This is a genomic window from Paenibacillus sp. PDC88, assembly GCF_900106725.1.
In the GTDB taxonomy this organism is placed as follows: Bacteria; Bacillota; Bacilli; order Paenibacillales; family Paenibacillaceae; genus Paenibacillus; species Paenibacillus shunpengii.
Genome location: NZ_FNNT01000004.1, coordinates 182,394 through 197,266, shown reverse-complemented (window position 1 = coordinate 197,266; position 14,873 = coordinate 182,394). Strand labels below are relative to the sequence as shown.

Genomic DNA, 14,873 nt, shown 5'->3' with positions numbered 1-14,873 from the left:
GTAAGTTGATCCTATGTTTCTTAACGCGCTTTCTCCGCCGATTTGATTCTGCTATTTTCTCGCGATGTTCTTTAGAAAATATTCTTCCCTTACTATGGTGACTTTGGTGTATTGAAGATGACATCAACTCAAGGTTTTCTCTCAATGCACAAAGTTTATTTTCATTCTTGTGATGCACAAATTCTTTAGTATCAAGTTGTCGTTTTTCCCAGTACATCATAAGAAGTCTGTGAATGTGTATTTTTTGTTCGTGTATCGATACAGCTGGATATTCTCCATGCATGTATACAGTTTTAATCCTCGTTACAGGTCGGCTTGAATACCAAATTATCGCTTCTTTCAGCTCATCTTCGTCATAGATTGCTTGGCAATTGTTTATAATTTCGATCGGTCTTTGGAATTTGACTATCATTAAGCAGTTCACCATCCTCCCATACGTTGCCGATGACTTCTCCGTATGACTCTCGAATGTTCCAGTTCCTACAGGTAAATTGCCCTCCTATAAAAACAACTTGGTCGTTTACGTATCGTTCCTGACTACAGAACCTTCCAAGAGATAAGTTTGTGAGCCTATAAATATCCCCTTCGTATATCTCTACTCCGTTCTTGTCTTTGAGTCCTGTACATTGACCTACTGTTTCTGGATCGACACTCCATTGGGCCCCATCACGAGTGAATATATATGTTTTCTCTCCATCAGTTCCGATAACAAGACTGCCATATACCCATACGTCATCAAGTCGCTTGCCGCGGAATTTGTACGTTCTCATTCCCTTTCATCCTCCACAGGAAGATTGATTTCTGCGTAATGCGTGACGGTATCCTTAAAAAACTCGCCCCAATATTGTGAATACCAATTATCTTTATCCCCTGTATAGGTCGCTATAAAAACAGATCCTGAAGCAGATAAACAAATGTACTCCTGGTTTAATGCCGGCGGATTGTCACTGCCCCACTTTATCCAAGGAATCGATGCCGTCATTGTTTGCAATTTCTCGGCCTGTTGGATCAGCCAATCGATCTGCAGATTTATAAGACCATCCTTCAGGTTCTTATTGAATCCCTCTTTGATCAGCTGCAAAGTTTCTTGATCATTCATTTTACCTTCTCAGCCTCCTTCGCTGTGAGCCAATCACAGTACCTCTGACAATCTTCTTTAGATTTGAAGTGAATATAATGATAGTCCTCTAATTTTTCAAAGTCTTCACCTGCATATATTATCTTTGCTGTGCTTGATGATGTTATGAACTCAAACTCCATACCATCCGCGTCAATTTCATAAGCTTTATACCAAGCAATGAATTCGCTATTTCTAACTTCGTAAGATGAACATAAATAAGATCGCGGCTCATAATATGCGATGCCATTCTTACAATCACAATCTTCCTGTTTCGGGTTTCCAAGAGGCGAAGTGTAATGAATCATTCTCCTTTCATCGCACTTGTCACACTTTGGACGGACATTCCTTTTGCTAGATGCTTTGTATAATTCGTGAGTAAAATCCCCCATCAACTCAACAAGCCGCTCACGCCTGACCTCGTTCTTGACGTTGTGCTTTGCATATTCCAGCTCGATCTTCTTCTGCTCATACTCTCGCTTGATCGCTTCAAAATCACGTTTCACATCCTGCAGCTCGGCATTCTCTTTTTTTAGGCGATTCATTTCGCTTATGATTCCCTCTTTGACATCTGCGCGGATAGCCTGGATCAATGTCTCGATATGTCCGTCATACGGACTCGGTTCATAAAATTGTTCATCTTCCCAATCGTACATGGTTATTCCTCCCCTTTAGCTGGTTCCAGACAATCGTCTTTTACATCTTCCCAACATCCAGAACAATAGCCTTTACGGTTTACTAATTCTGCATCAAGGCAAGCTTTGCATATTGCTAATACGTTGTATTTCATCCCTGTTATCTCTCCCTTACTTGGATTATGGATCCTCTATACGGCCTCCGGCTAACGCCTAAGCGTATTCGTTCGTCTCGTTGGCCTTCGGCCGTTATAAGCCTCGTACAGCGTTTAAAAGTCCACTTGCTCCCGAATGTATTCCCTAATGCCTTTAACCTCTGCAATGAGCTCTCTCAGGCTTGTAGCTGTGCTTTCTTTTATCTTCAACGTTAAGAATTTCTCAAGTGCTCCTGAAACGTTCGGAAAGTAACCGTGCGTCTTGAATGTCGGCACGCCTTCCTTTGTCATATTCCCGGTGTATTCTTTCAAAATGAACTGGAAGCTGTCCGATTCAATGTAGAAGTTGTTCTCTACTTGTACTTTCATGTGCTGTCTCTCCTTAGATTTGGTTTTGCGGCAAAGCCGCCTTCAATCGACTGAATAATCCCAGCGTTTAGCGGGGGCCGTATGATCATTTCGTTGAGTTTAACAGTATGATAAGACCGTCTGTTGTTCTCCCCTCCCAGGGAAAGAGGCTGATAGCCTCAATCCTTGATCTTTTCTATCTTTTCAATAATGATGATGTCACTTTTATCGAAGTGTAGTGCAGCAGCTGGTTCGAACTCTCCGCTTTTCCAATGAGCATCAAATCTATCTCGATCATCAATGTAATTGCCGAACATTGCATCTTGCTCTATTGAGTAAATGAACTCTTTGAATTTTTCATCATCTTTGTCATCCCAACCAAAAAGGCCGTAGCTGTCTGGACTGTATCCCCACACTGCACCCACAAACTCTGTGCCATTCAAATTCCGAAAAGCTTCAGCCATCTTTTCCAGTACTTCTTGTGGTGGCGGCGAAAAATCATACGTTGATTTAATCTCATCTGCTGTTTTACTTGCTGTATTAAAACGTAATTTGTACAATTCCATTGTTATCTCTCCTTTAAGGCTGTATAGCCTGTTATATGGTCATCACTCTTCATCATCTAGTCGAACAGCCGTAGTGGCTTTATCTGGTTTCTTTCTACTAGCGATTCTCTTCCGAACAGATGGCATCGTAAGCCAGTAGATATATCTTTCTGTAACACCCATTTCCTCAGCGCATTCTTTGGCAGTACCTACAACAAGTAAGTTTTCGCCTTTATAAACTGCATACTCAGGTCTCATGTGTTTATCTCTCCCTTATTAGGCTGTATCCCTCAAACTTCTGATTTCATATGGATCTAATGTCTGCAGATACTCTTGCAATGCCGGCTGCCATATCCGTTTATTTGAATGGACCATCGTATGGTCACGGTCACAGAGCAGCACACAGTTATCAACCTCGTATATGCCTCCCTGAGAGCCGTAGACCACACGATGCAGGTGTAAACCGCTTCTTGATATACCGCAGATTAAGCACCATTTACCGCCGTCTCGTGCGATCACCGCTTCTCTAACTTTCTCTTTCTGTGACTTACCTTTGTTGTTCTTTTTCTTCCGACTATCTGGCTTAGGCGCTGGGTTAAATCCGAAGTTCAGAATGGCCCATCACATCCTTCTGGAAGCTCCACCTCGTATTCAGGGTCAAAGGGATTAGAATGGGAGTCCATCACCGTAATCGCCTCCCGATTGTTCTTGTTGCTGTCCAGATCCGCCTCGCTCCAGGAAACGGACGTTATCCGCCACAACTTCTGTTACATACCGCTTTCCATTGTCTGTTTCGTAGCTGCGGACTTGGATTCTACCCTCTACCGCAACGAGTCGTCCTTTCCGTAAATATTCAGCACACGTTTCTGCTAATTGCCTCCAGACCACAATAGGAATAAAATCCGTTTCACGCTCACCATTGTTATTGGTAAAAGGTCTATCTACTGCAAGATTGACTGAGTAAGTGGCTATACCGCTGCTTGTGTATCTCAATTGACCATCTGATGTTGTTCGTCCGATTAAAATTGATCTATTCAGCAATTTTGAACTCCCCTTTTCGTTTCATATTGGTGTATTTTCCAACGCACTTTACGCTGCAGCATTTAGCTTTTTGAACATGAGATTTTTTTCTGTAGAATGTTGATCCGCACACAACGCAATTAAGGTATGACCCAGTTTTAGGTTTATCAGCGGAATGCTTTTTAGTATGTTCTGAGGCAGAAAGTACTTCTAAATTGTCTGGATGATTGTTCTCCTTATTTCGATCCTTGTGATGAACGTTTTCCCAAGGAGCTAATTTTCTGCCGAGTATCTTTTCTGCTACGATGATGTGTTCAAAAACATATCCGTTCCCTCTAGCACGATGATGTTCTGGCATACGAATTTCAATATATCCATTGGAAGTGATTCGTCTTCCGCCTTTCCAGCTGGGATGCTTCTCCCTTGGAATTCTCTTTCTCGCTTCTGAAATAGACTTCAGTGACTTTTCTGACCATCTACGATTGTTGTGATCACCAGTTATGCCTGCACGGACTCTTTTTACTTTCACTGCGTCTTTGGTCCGGTTTAACTTTTTAGCTATATCCTCATCAGGGACACCATTTATGAACATCTGCTTTAAAGACTCCAACTCTTCATCTGACCATTTGCGAGCAGCCATTAAGCACTCTCCTTTTCACCGCTCATGGCTTTTAATTTTTCAATGAAGTCATTGGCTTGTTCTTCCGTCAGCTGCGTTAAAGTTTTCTTGTAGAGCTTGGAAGTTTGTTTATTGATGTCAGCCTCTTTATATCCAAGTCCCAGCCAGAGTACTTTGGCGTCTCCGATCTGTTGGACTGTGATTGCTGGTAAAAGATCATGCTTTTGTTGGAAAGAGTCTGGATCGTCTTTGTCTGTGGCAATGTTGAAGAATTTCAGCATGAAATATTTCTCTGCATAGGTCAGCGCCTTGCCTACTCCCTTTTCTCCGGCTATATCTACGCCTTGACCGTACCAAGGAACAGATATTTGCTCGTCAGGTTTCTCAGCATTCACCCATGTCATGGTCATTTCCAGCTCTGTAAAGTATGTTGTGGTTCGTTTGGTGACGTTTCCGTTATTGTCTTTGTATTCAATAGGAGATTCGTGAAGAGTCGGCTTCGTAATCGCCGGCACTAGCAGCAGTCCGAGCTCGTCCATCTTCTTTTTAAGTGAAGCTAGGACACGACTAGATCCGGTGTAACTGTACTGAGCTCCTTGATCAGCCTTTTGGATATAGGGAACTTCCTTCCGCACCTCAATCAGCTTTTCGTAAATGTTCATTGAGCTTCTCCTCCAATATGTGTCTGATATCCACTGCACCATCTACAACGTCATACTCAATCCGAAGTGGCGCTGCCCAGAAATCTAGTGGGTTATCCGGTCGGTAACGACCCATCATAAACTCTGCATAATCATCAAAGGGAGATTTAAATCTAATTGCTTTACTGCAATCTTCTGTCGGCTGCCTATTGATATCTAAGAAGTAACCTTTTTCTTTATGTTGAGGAACGTATCGGATTTTAACTTGCATACGGATCGTCCTTTCGTGGTATAATCAAATCGCAAATTTAACTAAGTGTTTTTCCTGGGTCGCTGTTACCGCAGCGGCCCTTTGTCTTTTAACTGCTCTCACGTAATTCATCAGATATACTCTCTTGAGTGTCCGATTTAACTTCCCTCTGGCACTCGCTATCTTGGCTAGCTGCAGAAATATGATCGGGTCCGTCATCCTTTACACTCTCCTTCCCTGCACCTCCTCTCCGGAAGTATGTAATTACATCGTCTATATTCTTGAATGTCATCTCACGCAGAATGTTTCAGCTCCTCTTCTACTGCACGGAACAGCTCGTCCGTTAATCTTTCTTGCTCTTCTCTTGCCATGATCTCTGCTTCATACTCGCTCATTGGCTTGATGTAAACTGGCTTGTACCCTCTGAAATGAAGGTCACGGATCAAGCTGTCATAATCGTGCTCAGACCAAGCGAAGATGCGTCCACATGCTGTTACAACTCGGTACTCAGTCATTCTCGATCAGCTCCTTGTTTTCGTAGATGTTTCCATGCAGCTCAAGCGTTTGTTTATCTTCCCACTCAAGTGGGCCGCCCTTGCCGTCGCCTTCGTCCAGCATCCACATGCTATAAAGGAATCTAACGACACCCTTCTTATAGAAACCTTTATTCACACCTGCATCCATCCACCCATTTCCAACTTCTACATATTCTTGATCTGGGACGGTTAGAGTGACGATATCCCCTTCAAAAATTTCTCTGCCATCAATATCTTTCAGCCCTGTGCATTGCATGATATCAATGGAATATCCGATATCCTTAGCGAGATCATTCGATGTTCTTTCATCTATTTGGAACTTCCCGGCACCGCCAACGAGTTGATTAAAGATCAACCTTTGCACAATCTCATCTTCGTTTAGCCACCGACCGCGATCCTTGTCCCATGCTCGAAACTTCAACATATTAGCTTGCATCGTCAAAACCTCCGTATAAGCGTCTCGCTAAGATGAAGGTGCTGCTGTCCAACGCTTCCTCAAAGCATTCCATGCAGTGTGGCTGACGATCCTCATATACTTCGTAAGATGCTGGCTTACCGCATCCACATTTGGTGTAAGAGATCTGCGGTGCTTTGCTCGGCTTGCGGAATGGGAATAACGGTGTAAGAATCGGGTTTTCTACTTCGCGTCTGTTTTTAGCCATGTCGTACACTCCTTTTTATTTGGGCTTGTCCTTCACACGAGGCTTATACCGCCTCGCCTTCCTTTATGAGCTCATCAACAATCGACCAACCTACCATAGTAATCTGTCGATCCACCTGTTCACGCTCTTCTTTCGTCTTACATAAGAATGATGTATCAATGAGTACCTTTGATTTCCCGAATGTGTATTCCGCTTCAATCATCTGTTCATCACCTCGGGTAATCTTATGCGCGAGGTTGGACCGGACAACTTCCATGAGTTAAAGCACCTCCTTTATTGGCAGATATAGTATTTTGAAGGAATTTGAATGATTCTGTAGTACAATATATTGAGGTTTCGTACATATGACCTAACGGTCCATTAGGTCACGCAATATCACCTTTGAACTTATTAAGGAAGTAAATCTGTCCGCGTCCGGTTACTCGTGTTGTGAATTTCACTTTGGTTTCACTCGAACCGCTGAATGTTCTCTCCTGGACTTCGAAGAGATCCATATCCATTGCTCGCTGAGTTGGTAGATTCTTGCGATCACCTGCTTTGCAAAGGAACCCTTCTTCCCTCAGGCGGTCGAATAGTCGATTTTGACCAATGTTGACTCCGTTTTGTTTAAGGATGGTTGCCAGCTGCCCGATCAGGATGGAATTAGAGGAGCCTTCAACCGCTTCAGCGAATAATACTTTGGGTTTCACTTGCTGAATCTGCTGTTCAAGTGCTCGGCTTTTCTCTTGTTCCTTTTTGAGCTCGCTTGCTAGGTTGATTAGAAAGTCTGGATTAAGGATTGCTTTCTCCAGTGTCTCTGTTGTCATGTATGCTCCGTGCTTGCGGATGCTTGGGATGACTTCGTGTGTGATCCAGCGTTTGAACTGTTTGGCTTCTGGTTTTCGGCTACCTAGGATAAGAGTGTAAAGACCAGGTTCGTTTACAGTGGCGAGTTGTTGAGTGCCGCCAAGGGTGTCGGTTGAAACTACTCCCTTTTCATCTTCATCCAGTCTGTTTAAAGCATCTCGACTATTCGAAATATCAAGGACGTTACAAACATCTTTCGCAACAAACCAAGGCTCGTTCTCGATAACAAATGATCTTAATTGAAAGTGGCCATACATAAACTGCTGAATTTGTTTATTCATCTTCTTATCTCCTTAAGCGATTTTTTTAGGGTTTTGACGCGATTCGCGTCCAACATTTGCAAAAAAAAGGTTCATATCAAAGTCAAGAGCTGAAGAAATCAATTTAGCTGCTCGACCACTCGCATCCTTACGACCTTGCTCGATTTCAGCGTAATAACTGCGAGATATACCTGCTAGCTTAGCTGTCTCATCTTGGGTAAATCCTTTTGCTTTGCGCATTTGCACTAACCAGTGACGCATTGGCACACCTCCTTGACGCGTTTTGCGTCGTTCTTATGACTTGATTATATGACGCACTTTGCGTCAAGTCAACTACTTTTTGTCTATTATTTTTAATTTATGACGAGATTTGAAGCAAGCTGTATTGTGATTCATTTCGCGTCGCTATAATACAGAAAAGAAATGAGGTGGAAAAGTTGCTCAGTCAAAGGTTGTTGGCGTTGAGAAAAGAGAAAAAGTTAACTCAACAAGAAATCTCAAAATTATTAAAAATGGCAAGAACCACTTACTCTGGATACGAGAACGGGTCACGTGAACCAGATAACGAAACATTAGATAAAATCGCTAACTTCTTTGGCGTCTCAGTAGATTACTTGTTAGGAAGAACGGAACAAAAAAAACAGGTTTTATCAGAGTCATCAAGAGTGTTGATTGACTCCTTAAACCTGACTGATGAAGAAATTATGTCTCGAATCAAATTTGAGGTAGATGGGATTGCGCTTGAAGAAGAAGACATCATAAGATTTATAGCACTCGTTCGTACTGAAAGAGCTATGAAGAAGAATCGGGATAAGACCGAGTAGCACTTTTTTTTGATGGGTATGTATATTGAGTATTAAGTACTTTTAAATCTGGAATATTCTTTTTTATTATTTCAGGATCTACCCCAATTTCTAATAACGTTTCCTTGGTGATTTTAAAAACTACCTTATTTTCCATGAGTACCATCTCCCGTCATCATAGTTGCTAGTTGGTAATCTCCATTTTAAGAGAACATGTGTTCTGTTACAAGGATAAAAAAATATATTGTGAGGCATGATCATGGCATACAAACCTGGTCGTTGCCTGCTGACTGTACGATTACGCGAATTACGTAAGTCCCAAACGTGGTTAGCTGAACAAACTGGAATCCTCAAATCTCAGATTTCAGATTATGCAAACAACCGAAGGACTATGTCTCTAGCAACCGCTATGACCATTGCAGCGGCTATTGGTTGCTATATTGATGATTTGTATGAACGCATCGAAGTCAGCAGCAAGTGAGTGACGTAATGTCACTCAGACCGGGCTCCAAGTTCACGATTTGTTGAACTCGATGACATGATTATACACTCTTCTTTTGAAGACGAGCACTATAAAAAATTTAGTTCCCGTCCTATTACTAGCACTATACCAGACACCTTATGTCAGGTGTTGTCGAAATATCTGTGAAAAGGGGGGCTATAATGGGGTTATAGGGTACTTGACTTGTCATTTAATCAGTTTTTTTCGCACATAAACACTTGATCCGTCGATAAAGATCACCTTCGTACCGTATGAGTCCTCCTTAAGTTCCTTGACTTTCCTCTTATTTATCACATTTGACTTATCATAAGCCTCAAACCCATATTGTTTATACGCAATACTCACATCTTTTAATGCTGATATCGCCAGCAAAGTACCTTGAGAGGTATGATATGCTGGTACCTTGGATGAGTGTTCTGTTGGACTAAACAAATATATGAAATTAACGTCCTTAACTAAATCAAACTCCACAAAATCATCAATCCCCCCTGTTCTATCGAACGCTTTTACACCAATGATCTTGATTGATTTCAATTATTAACCATCCTCCTTTATTTGAGTAAAGTATAGAGGATAAATCAATACTTGACTTGATGTAAAATATTCCAATGAAGTACTGCCCATAAAGGAAAAATAGGGATATAATGAGGTTGACTTACATATATAGACAATTACCGCAGCCGATGTGGATTTAAACGGGGTGTATGTATGAAAAGAATTGTTAGTTACTTATCAACCTTTCTAATTTTATGTTTGTTCTTAAATGCCATTACACTAACTAGTGCCTCAGCAGCATCGGGTAAGGTTTCACTTAAGGCAGAGTATTATAAGGGCCATCCGTACGTGAAGTTAGTAAACTTCAGTAATAAGAAAGTATCGGACAAGATTAACCTGGAATTAAAGAAATTCGCTGTGAAATCAGCCTCGATATCTAACTCAAAAGAATTTAAGCAAGAAGGATACTATTATAACACGAGAGTTTCTACTGCTTACAATAAGAATAATAAACTTTCAGTTATGTTCTATACTACATATACAACTGGTGGATTAAGTAGTTTGGAGTGGTCAGATAGTTTCAATTACGACATGTCAACTGGAAAAAGAATATACTTAACTGATATCCTTAATACACGTTCAAAGCAATTTCTTTTTAATCAACACGTTAAAGAAACCCTCAACTTGCTTAATACTAAGACAGGCGCTGTTTTTGATACTAATAAACTTGCTAACACAAAAACACAAAGCTTTTTTTATAATGATCAAGGAGTTACTATACGGTTTAACCCCAATGAGGTAGCATATGCAAATCAAGGTTATGTCGATGTAGTTGTACCATACAATGAAATCGAAGGACAAGGGTTAGCAGAAACAGGGACAAACAACAACCATTCGAACACCAACACGGAAGTTCCAAGCACATTAAACATCAATCCTTCAGATGTTCATATATATTCAAATGATGGAGAAACTTATCTTGGTAGTCTATCAACAAATACCTTTAACAGCGATTCAATCTTTAATCAGTACGGAACTTATGGGAGTCAGTACTCCATAGACAGTATTTGGAATGAGTATGGAACTTACGGTAGCGATTATTCTCTGGACAGCGCTTTTAATCAATACACTACCACACCTCCAATTATTGTTTACTATGGAAAAGTCGTTGGGTATGTAACTACTAATCAGTATCTTAAAAACGCAGTCCATCCAGATGATTTACTTGCCTTTGCTCAAACTTTATTAGATCTATAAAATTGCCTGTATAATCCAGTTATGATATCATAAGAATAGAAATAAGGACGGATGGCAGTCCGTCCTCAGCACAACAGCTTGGTGGGTTCTCCTCCAAATTACGAGTGTTTAGAGAAGTGATCCCGGTTGCCTAAACCTAAGGGGTCACTTCTTCTTTTGATCAATATAAGTTAGCAACGCTATGATAAACCCAGCGAAGATAATTATATCTGAAAAGGAGAAGTTCATGAGCCTCACCTCCTTCTGGAGGAAGACTCACCCACCTAGGCGTGTTGTACAACCATATTATACCATGCAGACCCTTCGGGGTCTTTTTCTTTTTCCTACATTCGCCTACAATACAGATATAAAAGTTATCGTTTAACATTGGAGGCATATTCATGGAAAGAGTAGCAATGTACCTGCGTAAATCCAGAGCTGATCTAGAGGCAGAGGCGCGCGGTGAGGGTGAAACACTAGCTAAGCATAAAAAGGCTCTTATGCGTACTGCTAAGACGCTAGGACTTAATATAATCAAGATCCGTGAAGAGATTGTATCCGGAGAGAGCTTGTTGCACCGACCAGAAATGAACGAGCTCCTCCGTGAAGTGGAACGAAAGGAATACGATGCCGTGCTTGTCATGGACGTGGACCGGCTTGGACGTGGTAACATGCAAGAGCAAGGTTTGATTCTAGAGACCTTCCGCACCGCCAGTACAAAGATCATTACACCACGAAAGACTTATGACCTTAACGATGAGTTTGATGAAGAATACTCCGAGTTTGAAGCATTTATGGCTCGTAAGGAGTTAAAGATCATCAATCGACGGCTACAAGGCGGACGTGTGCGTTCTGTTGAAGAAGGTAATTATATCGGAACTCGCCCTCCATACGGGTATGACGTTGTCAAAGAGGGTAAGTCACGCTACCTGGTACCGAATGAAGAACAATCCAAAGTCGTGAAGATGATATTCGACTGGTATACCAATGATGACCCAGAAAAACGCCTAGGATCAGATAAGATTTCCAATGAATTAAATATGCTCGGCTTTAAAACATACACCGGAATGAGCTGGAAATCATCCTCAGTGTTGACTATCATCAAAAATCCAGTATATATCGGACTGATCCAGTGGAAGAAAAAAGAAACCAAAAAAACAGCTACTGGTCGTGTGGTCAAAACGAGAGACGAAAAGGACATCATAACTGCGAAGGGTAAACATGTACCTTTGGTTAGCGACGAGTTATTCAAAAAGGCGCAAGAGATACTTAAAGGGAAGTATCATGTACCCTATCAATTAGAGAATGGACTCATCAATCCACTAGCTGGGATCATGCGGTGTGCAAAATGTGGGTATTCGATGGTATATCGTCCTTATACTGGACAGCCTGGACACTTGATTTGCTATAACAAAGAATGTGACTGCCGCAGTTCTCGCTTCACTTTTGTTGAAGATGCTGTCATGAATGGACTTGAAGAGTGGTTGAAGGAATATAAAATTCACTGGAGCAAACACAAGCGTGAATTCGATAATTCATCCGCGGTAGAGCTGAAGCAGATTGCATACGATTCGCTTTTGAAAGAAGCAGCTGAACTGGAGAAACAAAAAAATCGGCTTCACGACTTCCTTGAGCGCGGAATATATGATGAGGACATTTATCTGGAGCGTTCCCAAAGTTTGGCGGAGCGTATGAAGGAAACAAATACCGCGATTGATCGAACGACGATTGAGCTGGAACAAGAAAAGAATCGGGTTGATGCACAGCAGAATATCATTCCTACGATTCAGAATGTGATTAAACTCTACAGAAAGACAAAGGATCCAGCCAAAAAAAATGCACTGCTTAAATCCATCCTTGTACGAGTGGAGTACAAGAAGGAAAGACATCAGCGCAATGATGATTTTGAATTGAAGCTCATACCAAGAATATAGATGTACCAACGACCCCGATAGGATACCGATAACCTGTTGGGGTTAATTCGTTACCCTCCTTATCCATTCCGATCGGATCGTGGAGCGAGACGTCCTTACGGGTCTTTTTTAGGGAACGAAGATGCATCAGTATTTCATTTTCTATACAACGGGCCGCAAATGTTGCGAGTTTGGTCCCTTTTCCCTGCTGAAAGCTTTCGATTGCTTTAATCAGCCCGATCGTCCCGATGGAGATAAGATCCTCCAAATCCTCGCCGGTGTTGTCGAACTTCTTCACAATATGGGCAACCAGCCTCAGGTTATGTTCGATCAGAAGATTACGCGATCTTGCATCGCCTTCTGCCATCAGCTTCAAATGTTTGGCTTCGTCTGCCTCTGATAACGGCTGAGGAAATGCATTGTTCTTCACATAAGAGACAAGCAGTGTCAATTCCTTAATAAATAGGGCAATGGCCGTAAAAATACCAGGCACGGGTGACACCTCCTACATTCTTCAGAGTCTACATTCTTTGTCGTCTAACTAATGTATGTAGGCATGCACCCATTCGTGCCTGTACGAACGAACCGCATCTATGTTTTTAAACGTCGCTTTTTCGTTTGGCATCCGGTATTCACTTCTCATCATCGTAGGACAAATTTGATCAAGAACAGGTCAATTTAGCAACAACTGTGTAGAAAGCTTACCTTTATTTGTACTATTCTGACAGTAGTTTATAGAGGAGGCTGATGATATTGGCAGTTAAAAAACGCTATGCACACGTCGGTACAGGGGGACGCGCATCCTTCTTCTATGAAGCGATCGTGGGCAGTTATCAGGACAGCGCTGAGCTGGTCGCTTTTTGCGATTCGAATCAGACCCGCATGAACTATGCGAACAACCGGCTCGCTGAGAAGTTCCCGCACTATCGCCCCATCCCTACTTACAAGGCCGCTGATTTTGATGAGATGATTCGCACGGAGAAACCGGATGTGGTCATCGTCACGACCATAGACCGTACCCACCATCATTATATTATTCGGGCAATGGAGCTCGGATGTGACGTCATTACCGAGAAGCCGATGACCGTGGACGAGGACAAATGCCAGCAGATCATCGACACCGTTGAACGGACCGGGCAGAAGGTACGCGTCACCTTCAACTATCGCTATTCTCCTCATGCGACCAAGGTAAGGGAATTGATTCGGGACGGGGTCATCGGCGATGTGCTGCACGTCAATTTTGAGTGGCTGCTGGATACGAGACACGGAGCTGACTATTTCCGGCGCTGGCACCGGGATAAACGCAACAGCGGCGGGCTGCTCGTGCATAAGTCAACCCACCACTTCGATCTGGTTAACTTTTGGCTGAACTCGGAGCCGAAGACGGTCTTTGCCATGGGAGATCTATTATTTTATGGAAAGGAAAATGCCGAAAAAAGAGGTGTGGATTCCTTCTATCAGCGTGCATATGGCAATCCGGCAGCCCAGGAAGATCCCTTTGCACTGGACCTTGAGAAATCCCCTTCATTAAAAGGATTGTACTTGGACGCTGAGCACGAGGACGGATACCAACGGGATCAAAGTGTATTTGGGGACGGTATCTCCATCGAAGATACGATGAATGTGCTTGTGAGGTACAAGAATAACGCGATGCTCAATTACTCCCTTCACGCTTATGCCCCATGGGAAGGCCATATGGTTTCCTTCAATGGAACCAAAGGGCGTATTCAGATGCGAATCGGTGAAAAATCGTACGTAAATTCCGGAGGCAAACAGACCGATGAGGGAGCAACCAGGCTCAGACAGATTCTCGTTCAGCCGATGTGGGAGGATGCTTATGAGGTTCAGCTGGAAAATAAATCGGGTGGTCATGGCGGAGCGGACCCCATTCTGCTAGAAGACTTGTTCGGCACACCGCCGGAGGATCCATTCCACCGTTCTGCATCCCATTTGGACGGAGCCATGTCCATCCTCACTGGTATAGCGGGCAACGTTTCGATGAGAACTGGGCAGGCTGTTCAGATTGAGAACTTATTAAAGTTCCCTTCCTGAGCTTAATTGAAAGCGTTCCCTATTAGGTGTCGATGCATCTGCTTCTATTCATTTGCATACCGTCCATGCTTAGCAGCATTTGCTTTAGTTATACAAAAGTAAGAGGATAGAGCGTATTCACTAGTTAGTTCACTCCAAGTTTAGATAGTTCATGCTGCTACGAGGATCGTCTTCATCCCAAGATTGAAGAAGCCTAGCACGTGTTATGCATACCCACCAATAAAGAAGCCGCATCCTT

Annotated in this window: 26 protein-coding genes and 2 pseudogenes; 5 read left to right on the top strand and 23 right to left on the bottom strand. The window is 42.5% G+C overall.

The features are described 5' to 3' along the window. Positions 1–353: 353 nt before the first annotated feature. The 19 genes and pseudogenes from BLW49_RS14230 to BLW49_RS14155 form a co-directional block, all read right to left on the bottom strand. Complete coding sequence (locus tag BLW49_RS14230; protein WP_090725268.1) at positions 354–770, bottom strand: YopX family protein; 417 nt, start codon at positions 768–770, stop codon at positions 354–356. After that, positions 767–1,099: a hypothetical protein gene (locus BLW49_RS14225; RefSeq protein ID WP_090725266.1), complete on the bottom strand. Its 333-nt coding sequence runs from the start codon at positions 1,097–1,099 to the stop codon at positions 767–769. The genes BLW49_RS14230 and BLW49_RS14225 overlap by 4 nt, the downstream gene beginning before the upstream one ends. Next, on the bottom strand, positions 1,096–1,773 hold the full coding sequence (locus tag BLW49_RS14220) for a hypothetical protein (RefSeq protein WP_090725265.1): 678 nt from the start codon (positions 1,771–1,773) through the stop codon (positions 1,096–1,098). Before BLW49_RS14220 ends, BLW49_RS14225 begins: the two co-directional genes overlap by 4 nt. Positions 1,774–1,775: 2 nt before the next feature. Beyond that, the gene (locus BLW49_RS29210) at positions 1,776–1,907 is read right to left on the bottom strand and encodes a hypothetical protein (RefSeq protein WP_256209758.1); all 132 of its coding nucleotides are present in this window, start codon (positions 1,905–1,907) and stop codon (positions 1,776–1,778) included. 114 nt (positions 1,908–2,021) lie between these two features. Continuing rightward, entirely contained in the window at positions 2,022–2,276 is a 255-nt protein-coding gene (locus tag BLW49_RS14215; protein WP_090725263.1) for a hypothetical protein, read from the bottom strand. Between the two features lie 158 nt (positions 2,277–2,434). Continuing rightward, positions 2,435–2,821 (bottom strand): hypothetical protein, encoded by a 387-nt coding sequence (locus BLW49_RS14210; protein WP_090725261.1) that lies wholly within the window; start codon positions 2,819–2,821, stop codon positions 2,435–2,437. A gap of 42 nt (positions 2,822–2,863) precedes the next feature. Next, entirely contained in the window at positions 2,864–3,058 is a 195-nt protein-coding gene (locus BLW49_RS14205; RefSeq protein WP_090725259.1) for a hypothetical protein, read from the bottom strand. An 18-nt stretch (positions 3,059–3,076) separates the two neighbouring features. Then, on the bottom strand, positions 3,077–3,319 hold the full coding sequence (locus tag BLW49_RS28545) for an HNH endonuclease (RefSeq protein ID WP_177178745.1): 243 nt from the start codon (positions 3,317–3,319) through the stop codon (positions 3,077–3,079). 156 nt (positions 3,320–3,475) lie between these two features. Next, positions 3,476–3,841: pseudogene (locus BLW49_RS14200) on the bottom strand (single-stranded DNA-binding protein); the annotation flags it as partial. Beyond that, entirely contained in the window at positions 3,831–4,460 is a 630-nt protein-coding gene (locus BLW49_RS14195) for an HNH endonuclease (RefSeq protein WP_090725255.1), read from the bottom strand. The gene BLW49_RS14195 and the pseudogene BLW49_RS14200, both read right to left, overlap by 11 nt. Beyond that, positions 4,460–5,101: an ERF family protein gene (locus tag BLW49_RS14190; protein ID WP_090725253.1), complete on the bottom strand. Its 642-nt coding sequence runs from the start codon at positions 5,099–5,101 to the stop codon at positions 4,460–4,462. The genes BLW49_RS14195 and BLW49_RS14190 overlap by 1 nt, the downstream gene beginning before the upstream one ends. Continuing rightward, complete coding sequence (locus tag BLW49_RS14185; protein WP_090725251.1) at positions 5,076–5,351, bottom strand: hypothetical protein; 276 nt, start codon at positions 5,349–5,351, stop codon at positions 5,076–5,078. Before BLW49_RS14185 ends, BLW49_RS14190 begins: the two co-directional genes overlap by 26 nt. Before the next feature lie 24 nt (positions 5,352–5,375). Then, positions 5,376–5,549 (bottom strand): hypothetical protein, encoded by a 174-nt coding sequence (locus BLW49_RS28810; protein ID WP_177178744.1) that lies wholly within the window; start codon positions 5,547–5,549, stop codon positions 5,376–5,378. Between the two features lie 74 nt (positions 5,550–5,623). After that, positions 5,624–5,845: a hypothetical protein gene (locus BLW49_RS14180; RefSeq protein WP_090725249.1), complete on the bottom strand. Its 222-nt coding sequence runs from the start codon at positions 5,843–5,845 to the stop codon at positions 5,624–5,626. Beyond that, a complete protein-coding gene (locus BLW49_RS14175) occupies positions 5,838–6,302 on the bottom strand; it encodes a YopX family protein (RefSeq protein ID WP_143042119.1) in 465 nt (154 codons plus the stop codon). The genes BLW49_RS14180 and BLW49_RS14175 overlap by 8 nt, the downstream gene beginning before the upstream one ends. Further along, complete coding sequence (locus BLW49_RS14170) at positions 6,292–6,528, bottom strand: hypothetical protein (RefSeq protein ID WP_090725247.1); 237 nt, start codon at positions 6,526–6,528, stop codon at positions 6,292–6,294. Before BLW49_RS14170 ends, BLW49_RS14175 begins: the two co-directional genes overlap by 11 nt. A 43-nt stretch (positions 6,529–6,571) precedes the next feature. Beyond that, complete coding sequence (locus BLW49_RS14165; protein ID WP_090725245.1) at positions 6,572–6,784, bottom strand: hypothetical protein; 213 nt, start codon at positions 6,782–6,784, stop codon at positions 6,572–6,574. A gap of 109 nt (positions 6,785–6,893) precedes the next feature. Then, positions 6,894–7,655 (bottom strand): phage antirepressor KilAC domain-containing protein, encoded by a 762-nt coding sequence (locus BLW49_RS14160; RefSeq protein WP_090725243.1) that lies wholly within the window; start codon positions 7,653–7,655, stop codon positions 6,894–6,896. 12 nt (positions 7,656–7,667) lie between these two features. Continuing rightward, entirely contained in the window at positions 7,668–7,895 is a 228-nt protein-coding gene (locus BLW49_RS14155; RefSeq protein ID WP_218145890.1) for a helix-turn-helix transcriptional regulator, read from the bottom strand. Between the two features lie 167 nt (positions 7,896–8,062). Here BLW49_RS14155 and BLW49_RS14150 point away from each other — a divergent pair, with 167 nt between their 5' ends. Then, complete coding sequence (locus BLW49_RS14150; protein ID WP_256209757.1) at positions 8,063–8,458, top strand: helix-turn-helix domain-containing protein; 396 nt, start codon at positions 8,063–8,065, stop codon at positions 8,456–8,458. Here the strand turns inward: BLW49_RS14150 and BLW49_RS28805 are convergent. Then, entirely contained in the window at positions 8,427–8,594 is a 168-nt protein-coding gene (locus tag BLW49_RS28805; RefSeq protein ID WP_177178742.1) for a hypothetical protein, read from the bottom strand. The two genes, BLW49_RS14150 and BLW49_RS28805, sit on opposite strands and share 32 nt — an antisense overlap. Before the next feature lie 102 nt (positions 8,595–8,696). Between BLW49_RS28805 and BLW49_RS14145 the strand changes: the two genes are divergently transcribed. Continuing rightward, on the top strand, positions 8,697–8,918 hold the full coding sequence (locus BLW49_RS14145) for a helix-turn-helix domain-containing protein (protein ID WP_090725239.1): 222 nt from the start codon (positions 8,697–8,699) through the stop codon (positions 8,916–8,918). 207 nt (positions 8,919–9,125) lie between these two features. On the opposite strand, the gene BLW49_RS14140 is transcribed toward BLW49_RS14145, so the two are convergent. Continuing rightward, a complete protein-coding gene (locus BLW49_RS14140) occupies positions 9,126–9,473 on the bottom strand; it encodes a LytTR family transcriptional regulator DNA-binding domain-containing protein (RefSeq protein WP_090725236.1) in 348 nt (115 codons plus the stop codon). A 174-nt stretch (positions 9,474–9,647) separates the two neighbouring features. Between BLW49_RS14140 and BLW49_RS14135 the strand changes: the two genes are divergently transcribed. Further along, entirely contained in the window at positions 9,648–10,691 is a 1,044-nt protein-coding gene (locus BLW49_RS14135) for a DUF3298 domain-containing protein (protein ID WP_090725234.1), read from the top strand. A 144-nt stretch (positions 10,692–10,835) separates the two neighbouring features. On the opposite strand, the gene BLW49_RS29475 is transcribed toward BLW49_RS14135, so the two are convergent. Then, positions 10,836–10,919: a putative holin-like toxin gene (locus BLW49_RS29475; protein WP_371264566.1), complete on the bottom strand. Its 84-nt coding sequence runs from the start codon at positions 10,917–10,919 to the stop codon at positions 10,836–10,838. A 152-nt stretch (positions 10,920–11,071) separates the two neighbouring features. On the opposite strand from BLW49_RS29475, the gene BLW49_RS14130 reads away from it, so the two are divergent. Beyond that, a complete protein-coding gene (locus tag BLW49_RS14130; protein ID WP_090725233.1) occupies positions 11,072–12,604 on the top strand; it encodes a recombinase family protein in 1,533 nt (510 codons plus the stop codon). Between the two features lie 40 nt (positions 12,605–12,644). On the opposite strand, the pseudogene BLW49_RS14125 reads toward BLW49_RS14130, so the two are convergent. Next, positions 12,645–13,076, bottom strand: a pseudogene (locus BLW49_RS14125) (sigma-70 family RNA polymerase sigma factor); the annotation flags it as partial. Between the two features lie 254 nt (positions 13,077–13,330). On the opposite strand from BLW49_RS14125, the gene BLW49_RS14120 reads away from it, so the two are divergent. Beyond that, on the top strand, positions 13,331–14,635 hold the full coding sequence (locus BLW49_RS14120) for a Gfo/Idh/MocA family oxidoreductase (protein ID WP_090725231.1): 1,305 nt from the start codon (positions 13,331–13,333) through the stop codon (positions 14,633–14,635). Positions 14,636–14,873 lie beyond the last annotated feature (238 nt).

What these genes read in the sequence shown, in the direction of transcription:
- BLW49_RS14215 (WP_090725263.1), bottom strand. Translation starts at nt 2,276, where the DNA reads ATGAAAGTACAAGTAGAGAACAACTTCTACATTGAATCGGACAGCTTC.
- BLW49_RS14230 (WP_090725268.1), bottom strand. Translation starts at nt 770, where the DNA reads ATGAGAACGTACAAATTCCGCGGCAAGCGACTTGATGACGTATGGGTA.
- BLW49_RS14135 (WP_090725234.1), top strand. Translation starts at nt 9,648, where the DNA reads ATGAAAAGAATTGTTAGTTACTTATCAACCTTTCTAATTTTATGTTTG.
- BLW49_RS29210 (WP_256209758.1), bottom strand. Translation starts at nt 1,907, where the DNA reads ATGAAATACAACGTATTAGCAATATGCAAAGCTTGCCTTGATGCAGAA.
- BLW49_RS14190 (WP_090725253.1), bottom strand. Translation starts at nt 5,101, where the DNA reads ATGAACATTTACGAAAAGCTGATTGAGGTGCGGAAGGAAGTTCCCTAT.
- BLW49_RS14180 (WP_090725249.1), bottom strand. Translation starts at nt 5,845, where the DNA reads ATGACTGAGTACCGAGTTGTAACAGCATGTGGACGCATCTTCGCTTGG.
- BLW49_RS14145 (WP_090725239.1), top strand. Translation starts at nt 8,697, where the DNA reads ATGGCATACAAACCTGGTCGTTGCCTGCTGACTGTACGATTACGCGAA.
- BLW49_RS14220 (WP_090725265.1), bottom strand. Translation starts at nt 1,773, where the DNA reads ATGTACGATTGGGAAGATGAACAATTTTATGAACCGAGTCCGTATGAC.
- BLW49_RS14210 (WP_090725261.1), bottom strand. Translation starts at nt 2,821, where the DNA reads ATGGAATTGTACAAATTACGTTTTAATACAGCAAGTAAAACAGCAGAT.
- BLW49_RS28810 (WP_177178744.1), bottom strand. Translation starts at nt 5,549, where the DNA reads ATGACGGACCCGATCATATTTCTGCAGCTAGCCAAGATAGCGAGTGCC.
- BLW49_RS28805 (WP_177178742.1), bottom strand. Translation starts at nt 8,594, where the DNA reads ATGGAAAATAAGGTAGTTTTTAAAATCACCAAGGAAACGTTATTAGAA.
- BLW49_RS14185 (WP_090725251.1), bottom strand. Translation starts at nt 5,351, where the DNA reads ATGCAAGTTAAAATCCGATACGTTCCTCAACATAAAGAAAAAGGTTAC.
- BLW49_RS14155 (WP_218145890.1), bottom strand. Translation starts at nt 7,895, where the DNA reads ATGCGTCACTGGTTAGTGCAAATGCGCAAAGCAAAAGGATTTACCCAA.
- BLW49_RS29475 (WP_371264566.1), bottom strand. Translation starts at nt 10,919, where the DNA reads ATGAACTTCTCCTTTTCAGATATAATTATCTTCGCTGGGTTTATCATA.
- BLW49_RS14195 (WP_090725255.1), bottom strand. Translation starts at nt 4,460, where the DNA reads ATGGCTGCTCGCAAATGGTCAGATGAAGAGTTGGAGTCTTTAAAGCAG.
- BLW49_RS14160 (WP_090725243.1), bottom strand. Translation starts at nt 7,655, where the DNA reads ATGAATAAACAAATTCAGCAGTTTATGTATGGCCACTTTCAATTAAGA.
- BLW49_RS14170 (WP_090725247.1), bottom strand. Translation starts at nt 6,528, where the DNA reads ATGGCTAAAAACAGACGCGAAGTAGAAAACCCGATTCTTACACCGTTA.
- BLW49_RS14205 (WP_090725259.1), bottom strand. Translation starts at nt 3,058, where the DNA reads ATGAGACCTGAGTATGCAGTTTATAAAGGCGAAAACTTACTTGTTGTA.
- BLW49_RS14165 (WP_090725245.1), bottom strand. Translation starts at nt 6,784, where the DNA reads ATGGAAGTTGTCCGGTCCAACCTCGCGCATAAGATTACCCGAGGTGAT.
- BLW49_RS14130 (WP_090725233.1), top strand. Translation starts at nt 11,072, where the DNA reads ATGGAAAGAGTAGCAATGTACCTGCGTAAATCCAGAGCTGATCTAGAG.
- BLW49_RS14225 (WP_090725266.1), bottom strand. Translation starts at nt 1,099, where the DNA reads ATGAATGATCAAGAAACTTTGCAGCTGATCAAAGAGGGATTCAATAAG.
- BLW49_RS14120 (WP_090725231.1), top strand. Translation starts at nt 13,331, where the DNA reads ATGATATTGGCAGTTAAAAAACGCTATGCACACGTCGGTACAGGGGGA.
- BLW49_RS14175 (WP_143042119.1), bottom strand. Translation starts at nt 6,302, where the DNA reads ATGCAAGCTAATATGTTGAAGTTTCGAGCATGGGACAAGGATCGCGGT.